Source organism: Anoxybacillus sp. FSL W8-1294 (genome assembly GCF_037965005.1).
Lineage (GTDB): Bacteria > Bacillota > Bacilli > Bacillales > Anoxybacillaceae > Anoxybacillus > Anoxybacillus flavithermus_G.
Genome location: NZ_CP150179.1, coordinates 851,442 through 871,276, shown reverse-complemented (window position 1 = coordinate 871,276; position 19,835 = coordinate 851,442). Strand labels below are relative to the sequence as shown.

Annotated in this window: 19 protein-coding genes, 1 pseudogene and 1 other annotated feature; of the genes and pseudogenes, 3 read left to right on the top strand and 17 right to left on the bottom strand. The window is 42.5% G+C overall.

Annotated features, from left to right (window positions below):
• Position 1: 1 nt before the first annotated feature.
• Together hisS and NSQ23_RS04575 are read right to left on the bottom strand one after the other, a co-directional pair.
• Entirely contained in the window at positions 2 to 1,273 is a 1,272-nt protein-coding gene (gene hisS / locus NSQ23_RS04580; RefSeq protein ID WP_339173330.1) for a histidine--tRNA ligase, read from the bottom strand.
• A 52-nt stretch (positions 1,274 to 1,325) separates the two neighbouring features.
• Positions 1,326 to 1,553, bottom strand: a binding site (T-box leader).
• Between the two features lie 52 nt (positions 1,554 to 1,605).
• Positions 1,606 to 2,913: an N-acetylmuramoyl-L-alanine amidase gene (locus tag NSQ23_RS04575; protein ID WP_339173328.1), complete on the bottom strand. Its 1,308-nt coding sequence runs from the start codon at positions 2,911 to 2,913 to the stop codon at positions 1,606 to 1,608.
• Between the two features lie 132 nt (positions 2,914 to 3,045).
• Between NSQ23_RS04575 and NSQ23_RS04570 the strand changes: the two genes are divergently transcribed.
• Entirely contained in the window at positions 3,046 to 3,219 is a 174-nt protein-coding gene (locus NSQ23_RS04570; protein WP_035018505.1) for a hypothetical protein, read from the top strand.
• Between the two features lie 36 nt (positions 3,220 to 3,255).
• On the opposite strand, the gene dtd is transcribed toward NSQ23_RS04570, so the two are convergent.
• The 7 genes and pseudogenes from dtd to NSQ23_RS04535 all read right to left on the bottom strand — a co-directional run bounded on the left by dtd (position 3,256) and on the right by NSQ23_RS04535 (position 11,809).
• On the bottom strand, positions 3,256 to 3,696 hold the full coding sequence (gene dtd / locus NSQ23_RS04565; protein WP_004889288.1) for a D-aminoacyl-tRNA deacylase: 441 nt from the start codon (positions 3,694 to 3,696) through the stop codon (positions 3,256 to 3,258).
• 14 nt (positions 3,697 to 3,710) lie between these two features.
• Positions 3,711 to 5,909 (bottom strand): bifunctional (p)ppGpp synthetase/guanosine-3',5'-bis(diphosphate) 3'-pyrophosphohydrolase, encoded by a 2,199-nt coding sequence (locus NSQ23_RS04560; protein WP_339173322.1) that lies wholly within the window; start codon positions 5,907 to 5,909, stop codon positions 3,711 to 3,713.
• Positions 5,910 to 6,013: 104 nt separating this feature from the next.
• Entirely contained in the window at positions 6,014 to 6,526 is a 513-nt protein-coding gene (locus NSQ23_RS04555) for an adenine phosphoribosyltransferase (RefSeq protein ID WP_339173320.1), read from the bottom strand.
• Positions 6,492 to 8,852: a single-stranded-DNA-specific exonuclease RecJ gene (gene recJ, locus NSQ23_RS04550; RefSeq protein WP_339173317.1), complete on the bottom strand. Its 2,361-nt coding sequence runs from the start codon at positions 8,850 to 8,852 to the stop codon at positions 6,492 to 6,494. The genes NSQ23_RS04555 and recJ overlap by 35 nt, the downstream gene beginning before the upstream one ends.
• Positions 8,853 to 8,905: 53 nt before the next feature.
• A pseudogene (locus NSQ23_RS04545) lies at positions 8,906 to 9,187 on the bottom strand (cation transporter dimerization domain-containing protein); the annotation flags it as partial.
• Position 9,188: 1 nt separating this feature from the next.
• A complete protein-coding gene (gene secDF / locus NSQ23_RS04540; RefSeq protein WP_339173315.1) occupies positions 9,189 to 11,435 on the bottom strand; it encodes a protein translocase subunit SecDF in 2,247 nt (748 codons plus the stop codon).
• A 95-nt stretch (positions 11,436 to 11,530) separates the two neighbouring features.
• The gene (locus NSQ23_RS04535; protein WP_339173313.1) at positions 11,531 to 11,809 is read right to left on the bottom strand and encodes a post-transcriptional regulator; all 279 of its coding nucleotides are present in this window, start codon (positions 11,807 to 11,809) and stop codon (positions 11,531 to 11,533) included.
• Between the two features lie 85 nt (positions 11,810 to 11,894).
• Between NSQ23_RS04535 and spoVB the strand changes: the two genes are divergently transcribed.
• Positions 11,895 to 13,418, top strand: a complete 1,524-nt coding sequence (gene spoVB, locus NSQ23_RS04530) for a stage V sporulation protein B (RefSeq protein WP_339173311.1) — start codon at positions 11,895 to 11,897, stop codon at positions 13,416 to 13,418.
• Here spoVB and NSQ23_RS04525 read toward each other — a convergent pair whose 3' ends face one another.
• On the bottom strand, positions 13,419 to 14,060 hold the full coding sequence (locus tag NSQ23_RS04525) for a DUF421 domain-containing protein (RefSeq protein ID WP_339173309.1): 642 nt from the start codon (positions 14,058 to 14,060) through the stop codon (positions 13,419 to 13,421). It abuts the gene before it with no gap.
• 91 nt (positions 14,061 to 14,151) lie between these two features.
• Between NSQ23_RS04525 and NSQ23_RS04520 the strand changes: the two genes are divergently transcribed.
• Entirely contained in the window at positions 14,152 to 14,526 is a 375-nt protein-coding gene (locus NSQ23_RS04520) for a TIGR04086 family membrane protein (RefSeq protein WP_004889272.1), read from the top strand.
• A 25-nt stretch (positions 14,527 to 14,551) separates the two neighbouring features.
• Here the strand turns inward: NSQ23_RS04520 and yajC are convergent, their stop codons facing one another.
• The 7 genes from yajC to NSQ23_RS04485 all read right to left on the bottom strand — a co-directional run bounded on the left by yajC (position 14,552) and on the right by NSQ23_RS04485 (position 19,830).
• The gene (gene yajC, locus NSQ23_RS04515) at positions 14,552 to 14,815 is read right to left on the bottom strand and encodes a preprotein translocase subunit YajC (protein ID WP_064220452.1); all 264 of its coding nucleotides are present in this window, start codon (positions 14,813 to 14,815) and stop codon (positions 14,552 to 14,554) included.
• 14 nt (positions 14,816 to 14,829) lie between these two features.
• Entirely contained in the window at positions 14,830 to 15,969 is a 1,140-nt protein-coding gene (gene tgt / locus NSQ23_RS04510; protein WP_339173305.1) for a tRNA guanosine(34) transglycosylase Tgt, read from the bottom strand.
• Between the two features lie 20 nt (positions 15,970 to 15,989).
• On the bottom strand, positions 15,990 to 17,021 hold the full coding sequence (gene queA, locus NSQ23_RS04505; RefSeq protein WP_077429382.1) for a tRNA preQ1(34) S-adenosylmethionine ribosyltransferase-isomerase QueA: 1,032 nt from the start codon (positions 17,019 to 17,021) through the stop codon (positions 15,990 to 15,992).
• Positions 17,022 to 17,446: 425 nt separating this feature from the next.
• Positions 17,447 to 17,653, bottom strand: coding sequence for a DUF2905 domain-containing protein (locus tag NSQ23_RS04500; RefSeq protein WP_339173303.1), 207 nt, complete (start codon positions 17,651 to 17,653; stop codon positions 17,447 to 17,449).
• Complete coding sequence (gene ruvB, locus NSQ23_RS04495) at positions 17,650 to 18,648, bottom strand: Holliday junction branch migration DNA helicase RuvB (protein ID WP_339173301.1); 999 nt, start codon at positions 18,646 to 18,648, stop codon at positions 17,650 to 17,652. The genes NSQ23_RS04500 and ruvB overlap by 4 nt, the downstream gene beginning before the upstream one ends.
• Positions 18,649 to 18,661: 13 nt before the next feature.
• Positions 18,662 to 19,255: a Holliday junction branch migration protein RuvA gene (gene ruvA, locus NSQ23_RS04490; RefSeq protein WP_339173299.1), complete on the bottom strand. Its 594-nt coding sequence runs from the start codon at positions 19,253 to 19,255 to the stop codon at positions 18,662 to 18,664.
• 122 nt (positions 19,256 to 19,377) lie between these two features.
• Complete coding sequence (locus tag NSQ23_RS04485; RefSeq protein ID WP_230456161.1) at positions 19,378 to 19,830, bottom strand: intercompartmental signaling factor BofC; 453 nt, start codon at positions 19,828 to 19,830, stop codon at positions 19,378 to 19,380.
• Between the last annotated feature and the right edge of the window lie 5 nt (positions 19,831 to 19,835).

Genomic DNA, 19,835 nt, shown 5'->3' with positions numbered 1-19,835 from the left:
CCTATTTCAATACGTTTTTCATATGTGGAACAAATGTGTTAAGAGGCACTTCTTGCTGCTCTCCCGTTGCCATATGTTTTACGTTAATGACACCTTTTTGCAACTCATCTTCACCTAAAATTGCAACATACGTCGCATGTAAACGGTCTGCGGCTTTAAGCTGTGCTTTCACTTTTCGATCTTGATAATCTTTTTCTGCCGAAATACCTTCTTTACGTAGCGCAGCAACGAGCGCAACCGCTTCTTCTTTCGCTTGTTCTCCTAAAGCTACAACATAACAGTCAATTCCTTCTGAAATCGGTAACGAAATGCCCTCGGCCTCTAATGCAGCAAGCAAGCGCTCAATGCTTAAAGCGAATCCGATCCCTGGCGTTTCCGGTCCGCCAATTTCTTGAACGAGACCGTTATAACGCCCACCGCCACATAGCGTCGTAATGGCGCCAAACCCTTCCGCCTCGCTCATAATTTCAAATGCTGTATGATTGTAATAGTCTAAACCGCGCACAAGCCGTGAATCGACTTCAAATGCGATGCCAAGCTTCTGTAAATACATTTGCACTTTTTCAAAATATGTGCGCGACTGTTCATTTAAGTAATCAAGAATCGATGGAGCAGTACGCATCAGTTCGTGGTCACGATCTTTTTTACAGTCTAAAATGCGCATTGGATTTTTATGTAACCGCGCTTGGCAATCATCACAAAACTCATGAATGCGAGGTTGGAAATGATCGATGAGCGCTTGGCGATGCGCTTTTCTACTTTCAACATCACCTAAGCTGTTGATGACAAGTTTCAGCTTTTTTAATCCGAGCGTGTGGTAAATGTCCATCGCTAAAGCGATGACTTCAGCATCAATCGCAGGATCGTTACTTCCGAGCGCTTCAACACCAAATTGCACGAACTGACGAAAACGACCAGCTTGCGGACGTTCGTAACGGAACATCGGCCCCATGTAATACAATTTCACTGGCTGATTCGGGTGGCCATACATTTTATTTTCAACAAATGAGCGAACAACTGCTGCTGTTCCTTCTGGACGAAGCGTTAAACTTCGACCGCCACGATCTTCAAATGTGTACATTTCTTTTTGAACAATATCCGTTGTATCACCGACACCGCGTAAAAACAGCTCCGTATGTTCAAAAATGGGGGTGCGAATTTCTTGATAATTGTAACGACGGCAAAGTTCGCGCGCAATGTGTTCAATATATTGCCATTTTGCTGCTTGTTCGGGCAAAATGTCTTGCGTTCCGCGCGGAATTTGAAACGACATATATTTCCCTCCTTCAGTTTTTATGCAAATAAAAATCTCCCACCCCTAATAAATTAGGGACGAGAGACGAGTTCCCGTGGTGCCACCCTAGTTGAAGCGCATGCTTCCACTTTCATCCGATAACGCCCGGAAAGCGTTCTCTCCTACTAACTGACGCGTTCAAAGAGAAACCTACGGAGTGTTCGTTCGTTAAGTCATCATGGAGAAATGCTTCCAGCCTATGGCATTTCCTCTCTGGCCATGTGTACTCTTAACTACTTTTCTCCATCATCGGCGAGATGTTGAATTTTCTTTTTATATTACGTACGAACAAACCATTTGTCAAGATGACCCTATTTTCCGAAATACTGAAGCAATCCATTACAAATCGCCTCTGTCGCTGCTTGTTGGTAGTCTTGTGACATAACAAACAACTCTTCATTCGGATTGCTTAAATAGCCAAGTTCAAGCAAGACAGAAGGGCGGCTATTTTCACGCAACACATGGTAATTACCACTTCGAATCCCGCGTTGCTGAATGCCTGTTAGACGGCTCAGCGGATCAAACATCGCATTAGCGAACGAACGATCAATTGATTTATAGTAATATATCGTTAAACCACTTGCCGTGCGGTTTAATGCGCTATCGTAATGAATGCTAATAAACGCATCTGCTTGATGTTTCCCCGCTATGTAGACACGCTCACTAAGCGATAAAAAGCGATCATCTTCGCGTGTGAAAATGACGTTCGCACCCATTTGCTTTAGTTTTTCACCTAGCAACAATACCGTTTGTAACGTTAACATTTTTTCAATTGTTCCGTTGACTCCAGTCGCCCCATAATCTTTTCCACCATGCCCTGCGTCAATGACAATCGTTTTCCCTACAATCGTTTTTTGAGAAGGCGCAGGTCTCTTTGTTACTTGAACGATCCATTCTGCGACATAACCGATCGTTTGTGCATCTACTTGTATGACGTACCATCGTCCTTCTTTTCGAATGACTGCAAACTGGTCGCCACGTTTTGCTTTAGTAATGATAGAGGACTGTGTTGAAGCAGCAGAACGAATATTTGTATTGTCATATAACATTTGGACGTACGTATTTTGTTCTGCATTTTGTTCTGCATTTTGTTCTGTATTTTGTTCTGTATTTTGTTCTGTGTTTTGTTCTGTGTTTTTTTCAACATTTGCTATGTATGAGCGATGCACCCAACCTTCTTTTCCATCCCAACGCACATACATCCAATCCCCTTGTATCATCGTTGTCGTTCCTTTTTCGTTACGATTGACATACCCGATGATCGCATACGTCGTTCCTGGTCCTTTACGAAGTCGTAATCCGTCTGCTTGGCATACAACAAGTTGTTGTATTTGTTTTTTCTTTTCCATCTGTTCGTTTTGCATTTGCACATATTTACCGTACACCCAACCTGTCCGATTCGAAGCGAGCCGAATTTGCAACCATTCCCCTCGCTTTTGAACGACAGCATATTGCTTTCCTTTCGCTACTTTTCCTTGCATCGGAAATGTCAATCCCGGACCTGTTCGTACGTTTAATCGGTCAACAACGATGCGCACGTTCATTGCTGCTGTCGCAGTTTGCACGATGAGCAGCAAACAACAAAAAACGAACAATGACGCCATAAGCGATTTTTTCATGTTGCAAATCCCCCTACGTTGTCAGTAGTCGCTATTTTATTTCTTCACAAACAAAAAAAATCCTTCTTTGAATGAAAAGGTAGAAAAATTGGGAATAATACGAAAGACATTTGATGCGAAAGGAGATTGATCATGCGCCATAGTGAAAAAGGGGAATTTATTCATTCACAATCCCCACTTATGCACGTCGATTTTCATTCATTTATTCAAAAAGAAAATGATCTCACATCGTTCGAACTCGCTTCTGAATTCGGCCTTACCCTCCGTGACGTACAAAAAATAAAAAAACATTTAGCACGAGGATAAGAAAAAACCGGGCTCGTCCACATGCGAGCACGGTTTTTATTTGCTTTCAACGATGAGCGTCACAGGACCGACGTTCGTCAACGTTACATCCATCATCGCACCAAATACACCTGTTTCTACACGAATTCCTTTTTGACGCAATTGTTCATTAAACGCCTCATAAATGTGTTTCGCGTGTTCTGGTTTTGCTGCATCCATAAAGTTCGGTCTTCTTCCTTTGCGACAGTCTCCGTACAGCGTAAATTGCGAAATTGATAAAATCGCTCCACCAACATCTAAAAGGGATACGTTCATTTTTCCGTGTTCATCTTCAAATATGCGCAAATGAGCAATTTTATCGGCAACAAATGCTGCATCTTCCTCCGTATCATCATGCGTAATGCCAACTAGCAAAACAAGCCCAAAATCAATTTCTCCGACTACTTCGCCAGCTACTGTGACTTTTGCATCTTTTGCGCGTTGAACGACAACTCTCATGGCGACAACCCTTTCTAATTCATGATCCGTCTAACTGAATAAATATCTGGAATTTGTTTAATGCGCTCCACCACTTTTTGAAGATGACTTACGTTATGAATAAAAATCGTCATATGAATCGTTGCCATTTTATTACGATGATCCGTTCTTCCAGATACAGCAGAAATGTTCGTTTTCGTCTCATTGACAGCTTGCAACACTTCGTTCAGCAAGCCACGTCGATCATATCCAGTAATTTCGATGTCGACTGTATATTCCCGTTGACAGTTTGCCCCGCTCTCCCACTGCACAGGAATAAGTCGCTCTTTTGCTTCTTCAACAAGCACGTTCGGGCAATCGGCACGATGAACAGAAACGCCACGTCCTTTTGTAATAAAACCGATAATTTCATCGCCAGGCACCGGATTACAACAACGTGACAAACGAATAAGTAAATTGTCTACTCCTTCCACGCATACACCAAAATCGCGTTTTTTCATTGGTGTGATGGTTTTCGCCTCTTGGAGCATGTCCGACAAGCGTTTCGCCTGTTCTTCTAAATCGCGTTGTTTTCGCCACTTTTCAGTTAAACGATGCGCGACTTGAGCAGCGGTAATGCCGTTATATCCAACAGCAGCATACATATCTTCTTCGTTAGCAAAATTAAATTTTTCCGCTACCCGTTTCATATTTTCAACAGTAAGCACTTCTTTGACATCAAAACCCATGTTGCGAATTTCTTTTTCGACAAGCTCTTTTCCTTTTTCAACGTTTTCTTCACGGCGTTGCTTTTTGAAAAATTGGCGAATTTTATTTTTCGCATGTGATGTTTGGGCGATTTTTAACCAATCTTGACTTGGACCATATGAATGATTGGACGTCAAAATCTCAACGATGTCTCCCGTTTGAAGAGGATGATCGAGCGGAACCATTTTTCCGTTCACTTTTGCTCCAATTGTTTTATTTCCGATTTCTGAGTGAATGCGATACGCAAAATCAATCGGCACCGAACCGGCTGGAAGCTCAATGACATCACCTTTTGGAGTAAAAACAAACACCATATCGGAAAATAAATCCATTTTCAACGTTTCGACAAACTCTTCTGCATTGTTCGTTTCGTTTTGCCACTCAACAATTTCGCGAAACCATGCTAGTTTTTCTTCAAACGTATTCGGTCGAATCGTCTTTCCTTCTTTATACGCCCAATGGGCAGCAATTCCGAATTCCGCAATATGATGCATCTCAAACGTCCGAATTTGCACTTCAAGCGGTTCGCCTTTTGGTCCGACAACGGTCGTATGAAGCGATTGATACATATTTGGCTTCGGCATGGCAATATAATCTTTAAAACGCCCAGGCATCGGCTTCCAACATGTGTGAATGATCCCGAGTACCGCATAACAGTCTTTAATGCTTTCGACGATGATGCGCACAGCAAGCAAATCGTAAATTTCGTTAAATTGCTTATTTTGCAAAACCATTTTCCGATAAATGCTGTAAATATGTTTTGGACGTCCAGAAATTTCGGCCTGAATCCCGACTTCCTGTAACCGTGCACGCATTTCTTGGATGACTTCTTCTAAATATTGCTCACGTTCTGCCCGCTTTTTCTTCATCAAATTGACGATGCGATAATATTGTTGCGGATTTAAATAACGGAGCGCTGTATCTTCAAGCTCCCATTTAATTTTTGAAATTCCAAGCCGATGGGCAAGCGGAGCAAAAATTTCAAGCGTCTCATTCGCAATCCGGCGTTGTTTTTCGATCGGCAAATGTTTTAATGTGCGCATGTTGTGCAAACGGTCCGCCAACTTAATTAAAATGACTCGTATATCTTGCGCCATCGCTAAAAACATTTTGCGATGATTTTCCGCCTGCTGTTCTTCATGCGATTTATATTTAATTTTTCCGAGCTTCGTTACACCATCAACGAGCATCGCTACTTCTTTTCCAAATTCTCTTTCTAAATCTTCTTTCGTCACAGGTGTATCTTCAACAACATCATGTAAAAAGCCCGCCGCAATTGTCGCAGGGTCCATTTCCAAATCGACTAAAATCCCTGCCACTTGAATCGGATGAATAATGTACGGTTCCCCAGACTTCCGATATTGCTCGCGATGCGCTTCTTTCGCAAATTCATATGCCCGTTCGATAAACTGTACGTCGTCTTTCGACAAATAACAGCTCGCCTTTTCAATCACTTGTTCCGCCGTTAATACTTGTTCATTTGCCATGCAATCACCTTTTATTTTAAACGTATTGACAATATTATCTTGAAAATTTTTTCAAATGTAAAGAGCAATGATGCGAAAAAGAGGAGCATTTTGCCCCTCCTTTCTTAAAATTGCATTAATGTTAAAATGTCGTATCCTTTCAATCTTTCGCGACCTTCTAAATATGTTAATTCAATTAAAAATGCAATACCTGCGACAATGCCGCCGAGCTGTTCAACGAGCTTAATCGTCGCTTCAATCGTGCCACCTGTCGCTAGCAAGTCGTCTGTAATAAGAACGCGCTGTCCTGGCTTAATCGCATCTTTATGCATCGTTAATACGTCCTTGCCGTATTCTAAACCGTATTCGACACGAATGACTTCGCGAGGTAATTTTCCTTCTTTACGGACAGGGACAAATCCAACGCCGAGCGCATAAGCAACTGGACAACCGATAATAAAACCACGCGCTTCTGGTCCAACAACGACATCAATTTTCTTTTCACGTGCGTAATTGACGATTTGATCTGTTGCGTACTTGTACACTTCCCCTTTATCCATAATTGTTGTAATATCTTTAAATTGAATTCCTGGTTTTGGGAAATCAGGAACAATCGTGACGTATTGTTTTAAATCCATTGACATTTTCCTCCTCATACAATGAATCAAACCAACGTTTCAGTTGGGAATAAGATGAGTATAAAAACATATGCTCGAGCTCTGCCTGCGCTTGTTTCAGTCGGTAAGAAGGCGATTCCGTTAAATCCCGTTTTTGGACATCGCAAACTAAAGAAACGATTCCGTTTTCAACAGTTATAAAGCCAAGTTCTTTAAACACTTGAATCATAAACAAAATCGTTTCTTTTGTCCATCCGCGCGAGCGAGCTAAGTCATCAGCGTAACGTCGCACATCAAACGGGCTACGCTTATGCAAAAATGAATATAACCACTTAAAATGTTCACGCGTTGGCAATACGCTAAAGAAGTGATTCTCCCTTTGATAGAATAACGCATAAATGCGTTCGGGTAAACTACAACTTAATAAAACTTTAACGATTTGCTGTGACGGAGGCAAATCAAGAAAAACAATATACTTTCCACTTACATCAATTATCGCTTCTTGTTCGTTCGACACATATACAATTTCATCTGCATATGCCGACAATTGCAATGCGTCTACTGTGTCGCGATGAAAAGCGATCAATAACCGCTTTTCTTTCGGTAGCGACGCCATGAACTTACTTGGATGACGAATATGACGCATATCAAACAATTGCCACTCATTCACTGCTATATCTTGAATCATTAACTGTGGCTTTCGAAAGTTGTTCCATTCGTTAATAGCAAGTTCCCCTACGATCGAAAGACGAACGTTCGGTGCAATTTCGTCACCGATGTTGCCAAAACCGAATCCGATCGCTTCTAACGTTTTTCCGTCTTCCGTTAACAACAGTTTTAAGTGGTTTTGATCCGTTCCAATTTTTCGCAACGTATCGAGTTGCACATGTTGGAAAAGGACACGCGGCTTCGGATTCCCCATTCCAAACGGTGCAAGCCGATTCATTTGTTCGATAAGTTCAAGCGAAACGTCTGGGATGGAGCAACATAAATCGATGTGAGTGATAGGAATGAAATGTTCGTCCGTTAATTGTTGCTCCGCTGCTTCGTTTAGGCGACGACGTAATTCATCTACATCATGAAAAGAAAGCGTCATTCCGGCCGCCATCGGATGCCCGCCAAAATGCGGCAAAATATCGCGACAGTTTGACAAGTTCGCAAATAAGTCAAATCCCTCAATACTTCGCGCTGATCCTTTGGCTATTCCTTTTTCTTGATCAATGCTTAACACGATCGTCGGACGATAAAACTTTTCGACTAAACGAGATGCCACAATGCCAATAACACCGACATTCCATCCTTCTTTCGCCACAACTAATACACGATCATCTCTATAATGTTGCTCGACAAGTTGAATCGCTTCTTCGGTTATCTCGTTAACAAGTTGTTGACGTTCGCGGTTCATTGCATCAATTTGCTCCGCTAGCATGTCCGCTTCGTGTGCATCTGTCGTCAACAACAGCTGAACAGCTGGATCAGCGCAATCGAGACGTCCGGCGGCATTAACGCGCGGACCGATCATGAAAGCAATCGTATCTTCTGTCACCGCTGTATGTGATACGCCACATTGTTTACAAAGTGCCTGTAAACCGAGACGGTTCGTTTGACGAAATTGTTCAATGCCCAACCGAGCGAGTAAATGGTTTTCGTCTTGAAGCGGAACGAGATCGGCAATTGTCCCGATTGCAACAACGTCCAACCATTCATACGGCACGCGCCCGATAAGCGCATGAGCAAGCTTAAATGCTACGCCGACGCCAGCTAAATGTTTAAACGGATAATTCGGGCTTATTTTCGGATGGATCGTTGCGTACGCTTCCGGTAGTACCGGACCAGGTTCATGATGATCGGTAATAATTAAATCGATCCCAAGCTGTTTCGCTACGTTGGCTTCATGTAAAGCAGAAATGCCTGTATCGACTGTAATGATAAGCGAAACACCTTGTTGTTTTGCTAGTCGAAACGCTTGTTCATTTGGTCCGTATCCTTCTGTAAAACGATTCGGAATGTAAAAAGACACATTCGCTCCTTTTTCTCGTAATGCGCTGACCATGACGACTGTACTGCTTACTCCATCGGCATCATAATCACCGAAAACGAGAATATGTTCATCGTTTGTAATCGCTTTCTCTATTCGCTCAACCGCTTTTTCCATATCGTTTAATAAAAATGGTGAGTGAAATGATTGCTTTCGCTCAAAAAAAGAACGAGCGGCTTCAACGGTATGGTAGCCGCGGCTAACAAGCAATGAGGCAACGAGCGGAGTGATATGTAGCGCTTGCGCAATCATTTGCACTTGTTGCTCGTTTACTTGTTGAATATTCCAACGGGTTTTCGATGCTAACATGTCATTCACCCCTCAACCTTTTTATTATACAAAACAATAGGCTGAGGGGCAATTCATTGTTCATCGTACGGATTAATATGCACCATCACATTATGCACTTGCGGAAACGTCAGTAGCTTTTCTTTCACTCTTTTCCCGATCTCATGCGCTTCTAAAACTGTTAAATGTGGTGACACAGCAATTTTTAAAACGAGAAGCGAAACGAATAGCCCTGCAACGGGATCTGCATAAACGAGCCATGGTGCATATAATGTTTCACCTAACATCGCGGCAACAATACCAATGCATGCAGCAATCGATGAGAACACATCTGAACGATGCTCGTACGCATTGACGTTATACTTCTGGTTCTGCTTCTAGTTGGTCGCGTTTTTGTGTTCCTGTTTTCAATTGTTTTGCTTTCCAAACAACCCATAGTTGTGAAGCAATAAATAGCGAAGAGTAAACACCACAAACAAGCCCGACTAATAAAGCTAAATTGAAATTGCGAATCGAATCGCTTCCGAAAATCAACAGCGCAATAACGGTAAAAATAACAGTTAATACCGTATTAATGGAACGAGTAAATGTTTGTTGCAATGCTTTGTTCACGATATCTTTTAAATCATCGACTGTTTTCACTTTTCGTTTTTTCATGATATGGCGAATACGGTCAAATGTAACGATCGTATCGTTAATCGAATAACCAATAATCGTTAACACCGCAGCAATAAACGTTAAATCGACTTCTAAACGAGTTAAACTGAAGAAAGCAACGACCAGAAAAGCGTCATGCAATAGCGCAATAATAGCGGCAAGCGCCATATACATTTCAAAGCGAACAGTTACATAAATAATAATGCCAACAGAAGCAATTAAAACGGCGATAAATGCATTGCGCGCTAATTCTTTTCCGACTGTCGGCGACACTACGCTTACGTTCGGTTCTACCCCGTATTTTTCTTTAAAATGCGATTTTAACTTTGAAATTTCTTTTTGATCAAGTACCCCGAGAAAACGAACGATCGCCATGTCGTTGTTATTTCCAGACAGCACGACATCTTTTGGCTCTAAATGTAATTCATTTAATTCGTCCTTCACTTCTTCAATTGTAAGCGGCTTTTTGCTCATTAAATCGACGCGCGTCCCACTTGAAAAGTCAATGCCTAAATTTAATTTTGCTGTCAACAGCAATACGACTCCAATAATAGTAAGTGTTCCTGAAATAGCGAAAAATAGTTTGCTTCGTTTTACAAAATCGAGCCGTTCAAACTTTGTCGGCACGTCTGTGTCATCTGTCACTTTCGCAATATCTAATATGTCTTTCGGATTGACGCCAAAATAACGCGGTTTTTTATCGAATAGGCGGCTTTTCACAAGCAAGCCAAGCAATAGGCGCGTACCGTATATTGCAGTAATAAAGCTCGCTAAAATGCTGATGATGAGCATCGTCGCAAATCCTTTAACAGAGCTCGTCCCATATACAAATAACACGACACCCGCAATAATCGTTGTAATGTTAGCATCAAGAATGGTTCCAAAAGATCCTCGATTTCCGATGCGATACGCCGACATTAACGACTTTCCGAGCTTTAATTCATCTTTTATTCGCTCATATGTAATGATGTTAGCATCGACTGCCATGCCGACGCCGAGAATAAGAGCGGCAATCCCTGGCAATGTCAGTACACCGTTCATCCAGTCAAAAATGAGCAAAATGAGATAAATGTATATGCTTAGCGTGATTACTGCCACAATTCCTGGCAAGCGATAAAAAACAATCATAAATATGAAGATGAGCGCAACGCCAATAATTCCTGCTAAAATGGTTTCTTGTAACGCTTGTTCACCGAACTGGGCACCGACCGATGTTGAATAAATTTCTTTTAACTCAACAGGGAGCGCTCCTGCGTTTAATAAATCAGCTAATTGTTTTGCTTCTTCAACAGTGAAATTTCCAACGATTGAAACATCTGTCTGGTTGAACACTTCGTTCACTTGTGCTGCCGAAATAAACTTCGGATGCTCTTTTCCTACTTCTTTTGCGTATGAGTCAACACCTTCTTCGAAATCGAGCCAAATGACAAGCACGTTGTTCGGTGCCATACTTAATACTTTTTGTGTCACTTCTTTAAACTTGTTGGCGTCTTTTAATTGAATTGCCACGCTTGGTTTCCCTTTATCGTCAAACGTTTGTTTCGCGCCCCCTTCAACGAGGTCGCTTCCGTCCATTAACACGTTATCATGCACGTCACGAAACGTTAATTTTGCTTCCGTCGATAAAATTTCACGCGCTTTATTTTGGTCTTTCACACCTGCTAACTGAACGCGAATACGATTGTTTCCTTCGACATCAATGCGCGGTTCGCTCACTCCGAGCACGTTAATGCGTTTATTTAACGCACTCACTGTGCTAAGCAATACGTCTTTCGTAATTTTTTCTCCTTCTTTTGTCGGCTTCACTTCGTATAAAATTTCGAAACCACCTTGCAAGTCTAGGCCGAGCTTAATATTTTTCACAATTTTCTCTGCTGTTAATCCCATCATGCCGCCTAGTAAAACGACAAGAAGGAAAAAAGCAATGATGCGACTACGTTTTACCATATAAATCCTCCTCTATTCTGGCAGCTGCCAGAATTTTTACCAACAAAACAAATTATGAATGACAGTACACTTTCTGTCAATTTCCAAACGAACAATTAAAACAATTGTTCTAACTCGGAGAGCCCTTCTTCTGTAAACCAATGATCATGTTTTTGTTCCTTTTGAACGACATATGCCATGTAATCACTTGCACGCAATGATAAAATGTCGTTAACAAGTTCAAACAGCCGCTTTTCTTCTTTGTTTTTTCTCCATTTTTTCACCATCAAACAATTCCATACATCTTCAATCGTCGCTTGCTCATAACCGAGCAATTTTAGTTCATCTACTTTACTTTGTAGCGCTGGCATTAATTGTTTTCGATCCACATTCATCTCCCCCATTTTGTCATGCTTGGCCAACATGTGCATATATTTCATTGTATAAAAGATGACCTCATTTGAGAAGGTAGGGAGGAATATGTCTAAATTTTTGAAAGGAACGATCATTTTAATTGTTGCAGGATTGTTGACGCGCATACTCGGTTTTATTAATCGCATCGTCGTAGCTCGTCTCATTGGTGAAGAAGGCGTCGGTTTATATATGATGGCAGTTCCGACACTTGTATTAGCCATTACGATTACACAGTTCGGCCTCCCTGTCGCCATTTCTAAGCTCGTTGCGGAAGCAGAAGCTTTAGGCGACAAAAGAAAAGTAAAAAAAATATTAGTCGTGTCTTTATCCATTACAATTGTTTTAAGTATGATCTTTTTTCCAGCTCTACTTGCCATTGCGCCTGTTCTTTCTCAAACGTTATTTACAGATGCACGCGTTTATTATCCGCTCGTTGCCATTGCACCAGTCGTCCCAATCGTCGCTGTATCTTCCGTTTTGCGTGGATATTTTCAAGGAAAGCAGCAAATGAAACCGTACGCATATTCCCAACTGCTTGAACAAGCTGTACGCATTACGCTTATCGCTGCTTTTACAACCGCTTTTTTGCCGTACGGCATCGAATATGCCGCAGCAGGGGCGATGGTTTCTTCGGTCGTTGGTGAGTTTGTATCGCTCGTTTATTTATTTATTACATTTAAACGAAAAAAGCCGATTCGCATTCGTTATCGCTTTTTCGCTTACGTAAAGGAAGGAAAGGATACGTTCGTTTCACTTATGCGCATTGCTGTACCTACGCTTGGGAGCCGAATGATTGGATCAATCGCCTGGTTTTTTGAACCAATTGTCGTGGCGCAAAGTTTGGCGCTTGCTGGCATCACTACAACCCATGCGACAAAACAATATGGGGAGCTGACTGGATACGCCCTGCCCCTTTTAATGCTTCCATCATTTATTACATATGCGCTCGCCACTTCACTCGTTCCAGCTATTAGTGAAGCGGCTGCTCAAAAGCAACACCGACTCATCGAGTATCGTTTGCATCAAGCTGTGCGGCTATCCCTTTTAGCTGGAGGGCTATCGATTGTTGTGTTGTATGTATTGGCGGAAGAAATAATGCAATTGATGTATGGTGCGAATGGAGCTGCAATTTTTGTGAAAGTGATGGCTCCGTTTTTCATCTTTTATTACTTGCAAGGCCCACTGCAAGCTGTATTGCAGGCACTCGACTTAGCGAAAGAGGCAATGATCAATAGCTTCATCGGAGCAATAATAAAAACAGCGCTCATTTTTTGGCTTGCTTCCCAACCGTCGCTTGGCATTATGGGGGCAGCCCTAGCGATTACGGTCGGCATTATGATTGTGACATTGTTACACGCTGCTACGATCGTTAAAGCGATTTCACTTTCTTTGTATGTGAGACAATATGTCGCTCATTTGATTATCATCGTTTCCGTCGCAACAATTGGACATGTGCTCGTTCCGCTTTTGCCTTTTTCATTGCCTATCAAAACGATTGTCGCAATCATCATCATGACGGCCATTTATATCGTTCTTGCGCGATTGTTTCGTTTAATTCAAAAAGATGAATTTCGTCAGCTATTCCGCTAATTATTCATCCTTTTCGTCAATATAAAATGTTCCGTTTTCATATGTACAGTACGAAATGTGATCGATTCGTTCATATCCGCGCTTCTTCAGTTGCTCGATTAACCAGTTGCACGTTTGATTGATAAGCGCCAAATGCTCCTCTTGAATGACACCGTCTTTAATAAGCGGCAACGCTAAAGACGGTGTTTTCTTTTTTTCTTTTGTAAATACGGACAGTTTGCCAGATGGCTCTAAAATCGCAAATTCAACATCGGCAATGTTTTTAATATTTTTTTCACGCAATTGAATAAGCAAATCATCAAAGTTGTATCGTTGTTTCCGCATCGCTTTTTCATCAATTTTTCCGTTGTTAATAATGACTGTCGGTGACCCGTCAACGAGACGGCGAAACGTTTCGCTTTTTAAAGAAAAAAAAGCAAATGCAATTTGAGCGATCGTCAATACAATCATCGGAACGAGCGTGTGGAAAATCGGATCTTTCGGCTGTTCAATCGCAATGACCGCCATTTCGCCAATCATGATAAACACAACTAAGTCTAAAATGCTTAACTCCCCGATCTCTCTCTTTCCCATCATACGAAAAATAAATAAAATGACACCGTACAATAGTAACGTTCGAAAAATAATCGTGACGTACTCCACATTCATTCCTCCTCGTTTGTTGCTACGTTTTTATTCTAAACAAATAGACAACCGAATATGTTTGTACTAAATGCAGGAAGGAGGGTTACGAATGATTCGTGCCATTTTTTATGGGGTTATAACAATTTTTATAAGTGCTATCATATGCAGCTTTATATTCGCTCTTTTGTTGAAGTTGACAAGTTATGATGAAACATCGTTACGGTGGGTCATGCACGTTCTCGCATTTTTATCGTTATTTTTTGGTGGATTGATAGCGGGGGGGAAAGGAAAGGTTCGCGGCTGGCTGCTTGGCGGGGCAACGGGTGTCATTTTTACAACGATCATTTTTTTATTCCAATTTCTTGGAATGAATCAAATGTTTTCGCCCGAACAATGGGGATACCATGCAGGATTTCTCATCACAGCCATCATTGGCGGAATGATCGGCGTCAACGTAGCGACATCTCGCTCACGAAGCGCATAAAAATAAGACAGGCAACAAACCTGTCTTATTTTTCATTGACGACTTCACGAATAGCCGCACGATCGTATGTAAGGCGCGAACCGTCGCCCGCGCGAATAACGACCGTATTTTCATCAAGTGAATCGATGATGCCATGCAATCCGCCAATCGTAATGACTTTGTCTCCTTTTTGCAAATTTGCCTGCATTTGTTGAACAGCCTTTTGGCGTTTTTGTTGCGGGCGGATAAGCAAAAAGTAAAAAAGCGCAAAGAATAAAATAAGCGGTAATAAGCTTGCTAACGTCTCCATATTTTCACCCCTTTCTAAAAGTTTTTCGCGTTCGGCTTATTGAAACCGTATTGTTCAAAAAACTGTTCTCGGAAATCGCCAAGGCGATCTTCGCGAATCGCTTGTCGCACTTGCTCCATTAATTTTATCAAAAAGTATACGTTATGGTAAGAGGTTAGGCGAATACCGAATGTCTCATCGCATTTAATTAAATGACGAATATACGCCCTTGTATAATTACGGCAAGTATAACAATCGCAATTCGGGTCAAGCGGTGTAAAATCGCGCGCATATTTGGCGTTTTTAATGACGACGCGACCTTCGCTTGTCATCACTGTCCCATTGCGACCAATGCGCGTCGGTAGTACGCAGTCAAACATATCGATACCGCGAATCGCCCCATCGATGAGAGAATCTGGCGAGCCAACTCCCATTAAATAACGCGGTTTATTCGCTGGTAATAGCGGCGTTGTAAACTCTAACACCCGATTCATTACTTCTTTCGGTTCACCAACGGACAAGCCGCCGACTGCATATCCTGGGAAATCGAGCGACACTAAATCTTGCGCGCTTTGTTTGCGCAAATCTTCAAACTCCCCGCCTTGCACAATGCCGAATAGTCCTTGCTCATTCGGACGCTGATGCGCTTTTAAGCATCGCTCCGCCCAACGGCTCGTTCGCTCAACTGACCGCTTCATATACTCATACGTAGCAGGATACGGTGGACATTCGTCAAACGCCATCATAATATCAGATCCAAGCGCATTTTGAATTTCCATCGCTTTTTCTGGCGATAAAAATAGTTTATCGCCATTTAAATGGTTGCGGAAATATACTCCCTCTTCTTCAATGCGGCGAAACTCACTTAAACTAAATACTTGAAATCCACCAGAGTCCGTTAAAATACCGCGATCCCAATTCATGAAGGAATGGAGCCCGCCTGCTTCTTTGACGATCTCATGGCCTGGTCGAAGCCATAAATGATATGTGTTACTTAAAATGACGCCAGCTCCCATTTCTTTTAATTCCTCCGGAGAAAGCGTCTTTACCGTCGCAAGTGTACCGACAGGCATAAACATTGGCGTTTCAAACGAGCCGTGCGGCGTATGAAGAATACCGAGGCGCGCCCCCGTTTGTTTACATGTTTTAATGAGCTCGTATCGGATTGGTGTCACGTATAGTCCCCTTTCTCAACTTATATAATGAGCATTGCATCGCCAAAGCTAAAAAACCGATAACGCTCTTTTACTGCTTCTTCATAAGCGCGCAACACATGCTCTCGACCTGCTAGCGCACTAACGAGCATAATGAGCGTCGACTTTGGCAAATGGAAATTTGTAATCATGCCGTCAATTGCACGAAACGTATAACCCGGATAAATAAAAATGTCCGTCCAACCGCTTTCAGCGACAAACGTTCCATCGTGACGGGATGCAATCGTCTCAAGCGTACGTGTTGAAGTCGTCCCAACAGCGATAATACGTCCGCCTTGCGCTTTCACATCGTTCAGCAATTGCGCAGTTTGTTCTGACATTTGATAAAACTCTGCATGCATATCATGTTCTTCAATGTTTTCTACATTCACAGGACGAAACGTCCCTAATCCGACGTGCAACGTAATGAAGGCGAGATGTACCCCTTTTTTCCGTACATCTTCAAGAAGTTGCTCTGTAAAATGTAACCCTGCTGTCGGAGCCGCAGCTGATCCTGCTTCACGAGCATAAACCGTTTGATATCGTTCGCGGTCATGAAGTTGTGCTTTAATGTAAGGAGGAAGCGGCATTTCGCCAAGCGACTCAAGCACTTCAAGAAAAATACCATCATACGAAAACGAAAGAATGCGTCCACCATGTTCGAGCTCCGCGACACATTCCGCACGTAAACGACCGTCACCAAATGAGATGATCGTTCCAACTTTTACACGCTTCGCTGGCTTGACAAGCGTCTCCCATTGATCGCCATCGAGCTGTTTCAATAAAAGCACTTCGATATGCGCCCCTGTTTCTTCTTTTTCTCCATATAGTCGGGCTGGCAATACGCGCGTATCGTTTAAAACAAGACAATCGCCTTCTTTCAAATACGATAAAATAGAACGAAATGTTGGCTCATGTGTCACTTCGCCTGTTTTTTTATCGAGCACCATAAGGCGTGATGCTTCCCGATTCGGAAGCGGAGTTTGTGCAATGAGTTCTTCTGGTAAATAAAAATCAAATAAATCGATTTTCATCCTATTTCGCGCAGGAGACTCCCGCTTCAACGACCAAAGGGAGTAAGTGGGAGAGGAATGCGCGTTCCCCCTTTCTTTTGTGTATGATATAATAAAGGCGTGGAGAAAACCGTTCAATAAAGGCACTCCAATAACTGCTACTCGATGTATGGAGTTGGTTACAGGAAACGTTGTAACCGTAAAACATCGAGCGTGGGTCCGTCTGTTGTGTGTGGAAGCCAAGTACTGCCAACAGACACACCGAGAGAATCGGTAACGATGCAGGCATGACCTGCGTCGTTGGGTAGTCGTCAACCTGCCCCTGATGCAACCCCAAGTCAAGGAAGGAGGAAGAAGTCCGTTTGCACTTCTGGGGAGTTGCAAGCCCTCACTTCAAGCGTTAGCTAAGTGGGGGTAGTTGACATTCGCGTCCCTTCTTTATTGTATTAACGAAAACGGCCGATAATATAAAAGATAAGCGATAAAACGACACTTAAAATGATTGATGTCATAATCGGAAAATAAAATGTTGCATTTTCTTTTTTAATGACAATATCCCCTGGCAAACGCCCAAGTTTAATAAATTGCATCAAAAAACCAACGACAATAAAAATGACACCGATGAGCATAATTGTTTTTGGCAGGTTCATCATTGTGGCACCTCCAAACCGAAATAGTTGTATGCAAGCGGTGTAACGATTCGTCCACGCGGTGTTCGTTGTAAAAAACCGATTTGTAACAAATACGGTTCATATACGTCTTCAATCGTTTGTGCTTCTTCCCCAATCGTTGCGGCAATCGTTTCTAATCCGACAGGCCCACCGCGAAATTTTTCCATCATACTTTTTAATAGTTTATGGTCAAGATGATCTAATCCTAATCGATCGACTTGCAATTGTTCGAGCGCCTCATTCGCTAAAAGAAACGTGATCGTCCCATCACCGCGCACTTGGGCAAAATCGCGTACACGTCGCAACAGTCGGTTTGCGATGCGCGGTGTGCCCCGTGAACGACGAGCAATTTCAAACGCGGCTTCTTCCTCGATTTGTACTGCAAAAATGTGCGCGGTTCGCTTCACAATATGCGCAAGCTCCTCAGGGGTATAGTATTCTAAACGGCTTAATACACCAAAGCGGTCGCGGAGCGGGGCGGAAAGCGCCCCAGATCTTGTTGTTGCCCCTACGAGCGTAAAAGGCGGTAAATCGAGGCGGACAGAACGAGCAGCTGGTCCTTTACCGATGACAATATCTAAACAAAAGTCCTCCATTGCCGGATACAACACTTCTTCTACTGCTCGCGGCAGACGATGAATTTCATCAATGAATAGCACATCACCAGGTTCAAGCGTTGTTAAAATTGCGGCTAAATCGCCGGGCCGCTCAATCGCTGGTCCCGCTGTTGTACGCAATTGTACCCCCATTTCGTTTGCGATAATCGCAGCAAGCGTTGTTTTTCCAAGCCCTGGTGGACCGTACAACAACACGTGATCAAGCGTCTCCCCGCGCATTTTCGCCGCTTCAATAAAAACCGTTAAGTTTTCTTTCACTTTTTGCTGTCCGATATATTCTCGCAGCTGTTTAGGGCGAAGACTATACTCAAGCGATGCATCGTCGTAGTCAGCTGCGCCTGAAATGAGACGCTCTTCCATCGTGCATCCTCCCTTACTTCAATAGTTTTTGTAAAGCAAGCTTAATATATCCTTCTGTCGATAGCTGCTCTTGTTTTAAAATTGGCGTCACTTTTTGAATTTCTTTTTCCGCATAGCCGAGCGCCTTTAATGCTTCAAGCGCTTCGGAAAGCGCGTTTATTTCTTCAACTGGCTCTGTAAATAAATTCGGGAAAGCATCAGGTACAATGGCTTGCAGTTTTCCTTTTAAATCTAAAATCATTTGCCGCGCCGTCTTCTTCCCGACACCTGGAAACTTACATAAAAACTGATCGTTTTCTGCTTCGATCGCTTCAACAAGTTGCTCAAGCTGACCAGCTGCTAAAATGGCAAGCGCCCCCTTTGGTCCGATGCCCGATACTTGCAATAGTTTAGCAAATAACGTTCGCTCTTGGCGAGTATGAAAACCGTAGAGCGCAAGCACATCTTCACGCACGTACTGATATGTATATACAACAATTTGTTGCTGTTTGTTCATTTGAAATGAAAACGGATTGGGAGTAAAAATTTGATAGCCTACTCCGTTATTTTCGATGACAACATATTCCGGGCAAACGTAATCGACATATCCACGAATAAATTCAATCAACGCCGCGTCCTCCTTTTCTCACGCTCTTCATTTTAGCATAATATAAGAAAAGCGGAAAGCGCGAGCCGAAACGCATATGTTTGAACGTTGGACATAAAAAAAGCCCGCTCTCATTCGCGGACTTATTTTCCGAACGGCTCATACGCTTCGATGACCCGTTTATAATTCCTTTTTGAACGAACAGAAATGCCTTTTTTCAATTTTTCCTGCTCATGACTTTCAAGCTTCTTTACATCAATTTGAAAAAACGACTGAATGACGCGTGAAGACTCGCCCGGTTTCCCTTCAAAAATGGAAAGTGTTCCATCTTTCGTAAGACCAAAATAGCCCGCTTTCGTTAACGGGGAAAGATCGTCAACGTACCGTTGAAAAACAATTTGCTCGTCATCCATATTGATGAGGTGCCACTCTTTATACTTGTTCCATATGTCCTTCATTGATGTCACTGTTTCTTCACGTATTTCTTCGCTTACTTCTCCATCCATATATACCGTTTCTAAAATGACCGTCATCTGTACAGAGGATGAACTCTGTGCAAAAAATAAACTAAGCAACAGTGTCAGTACAATCTTCATCGTTC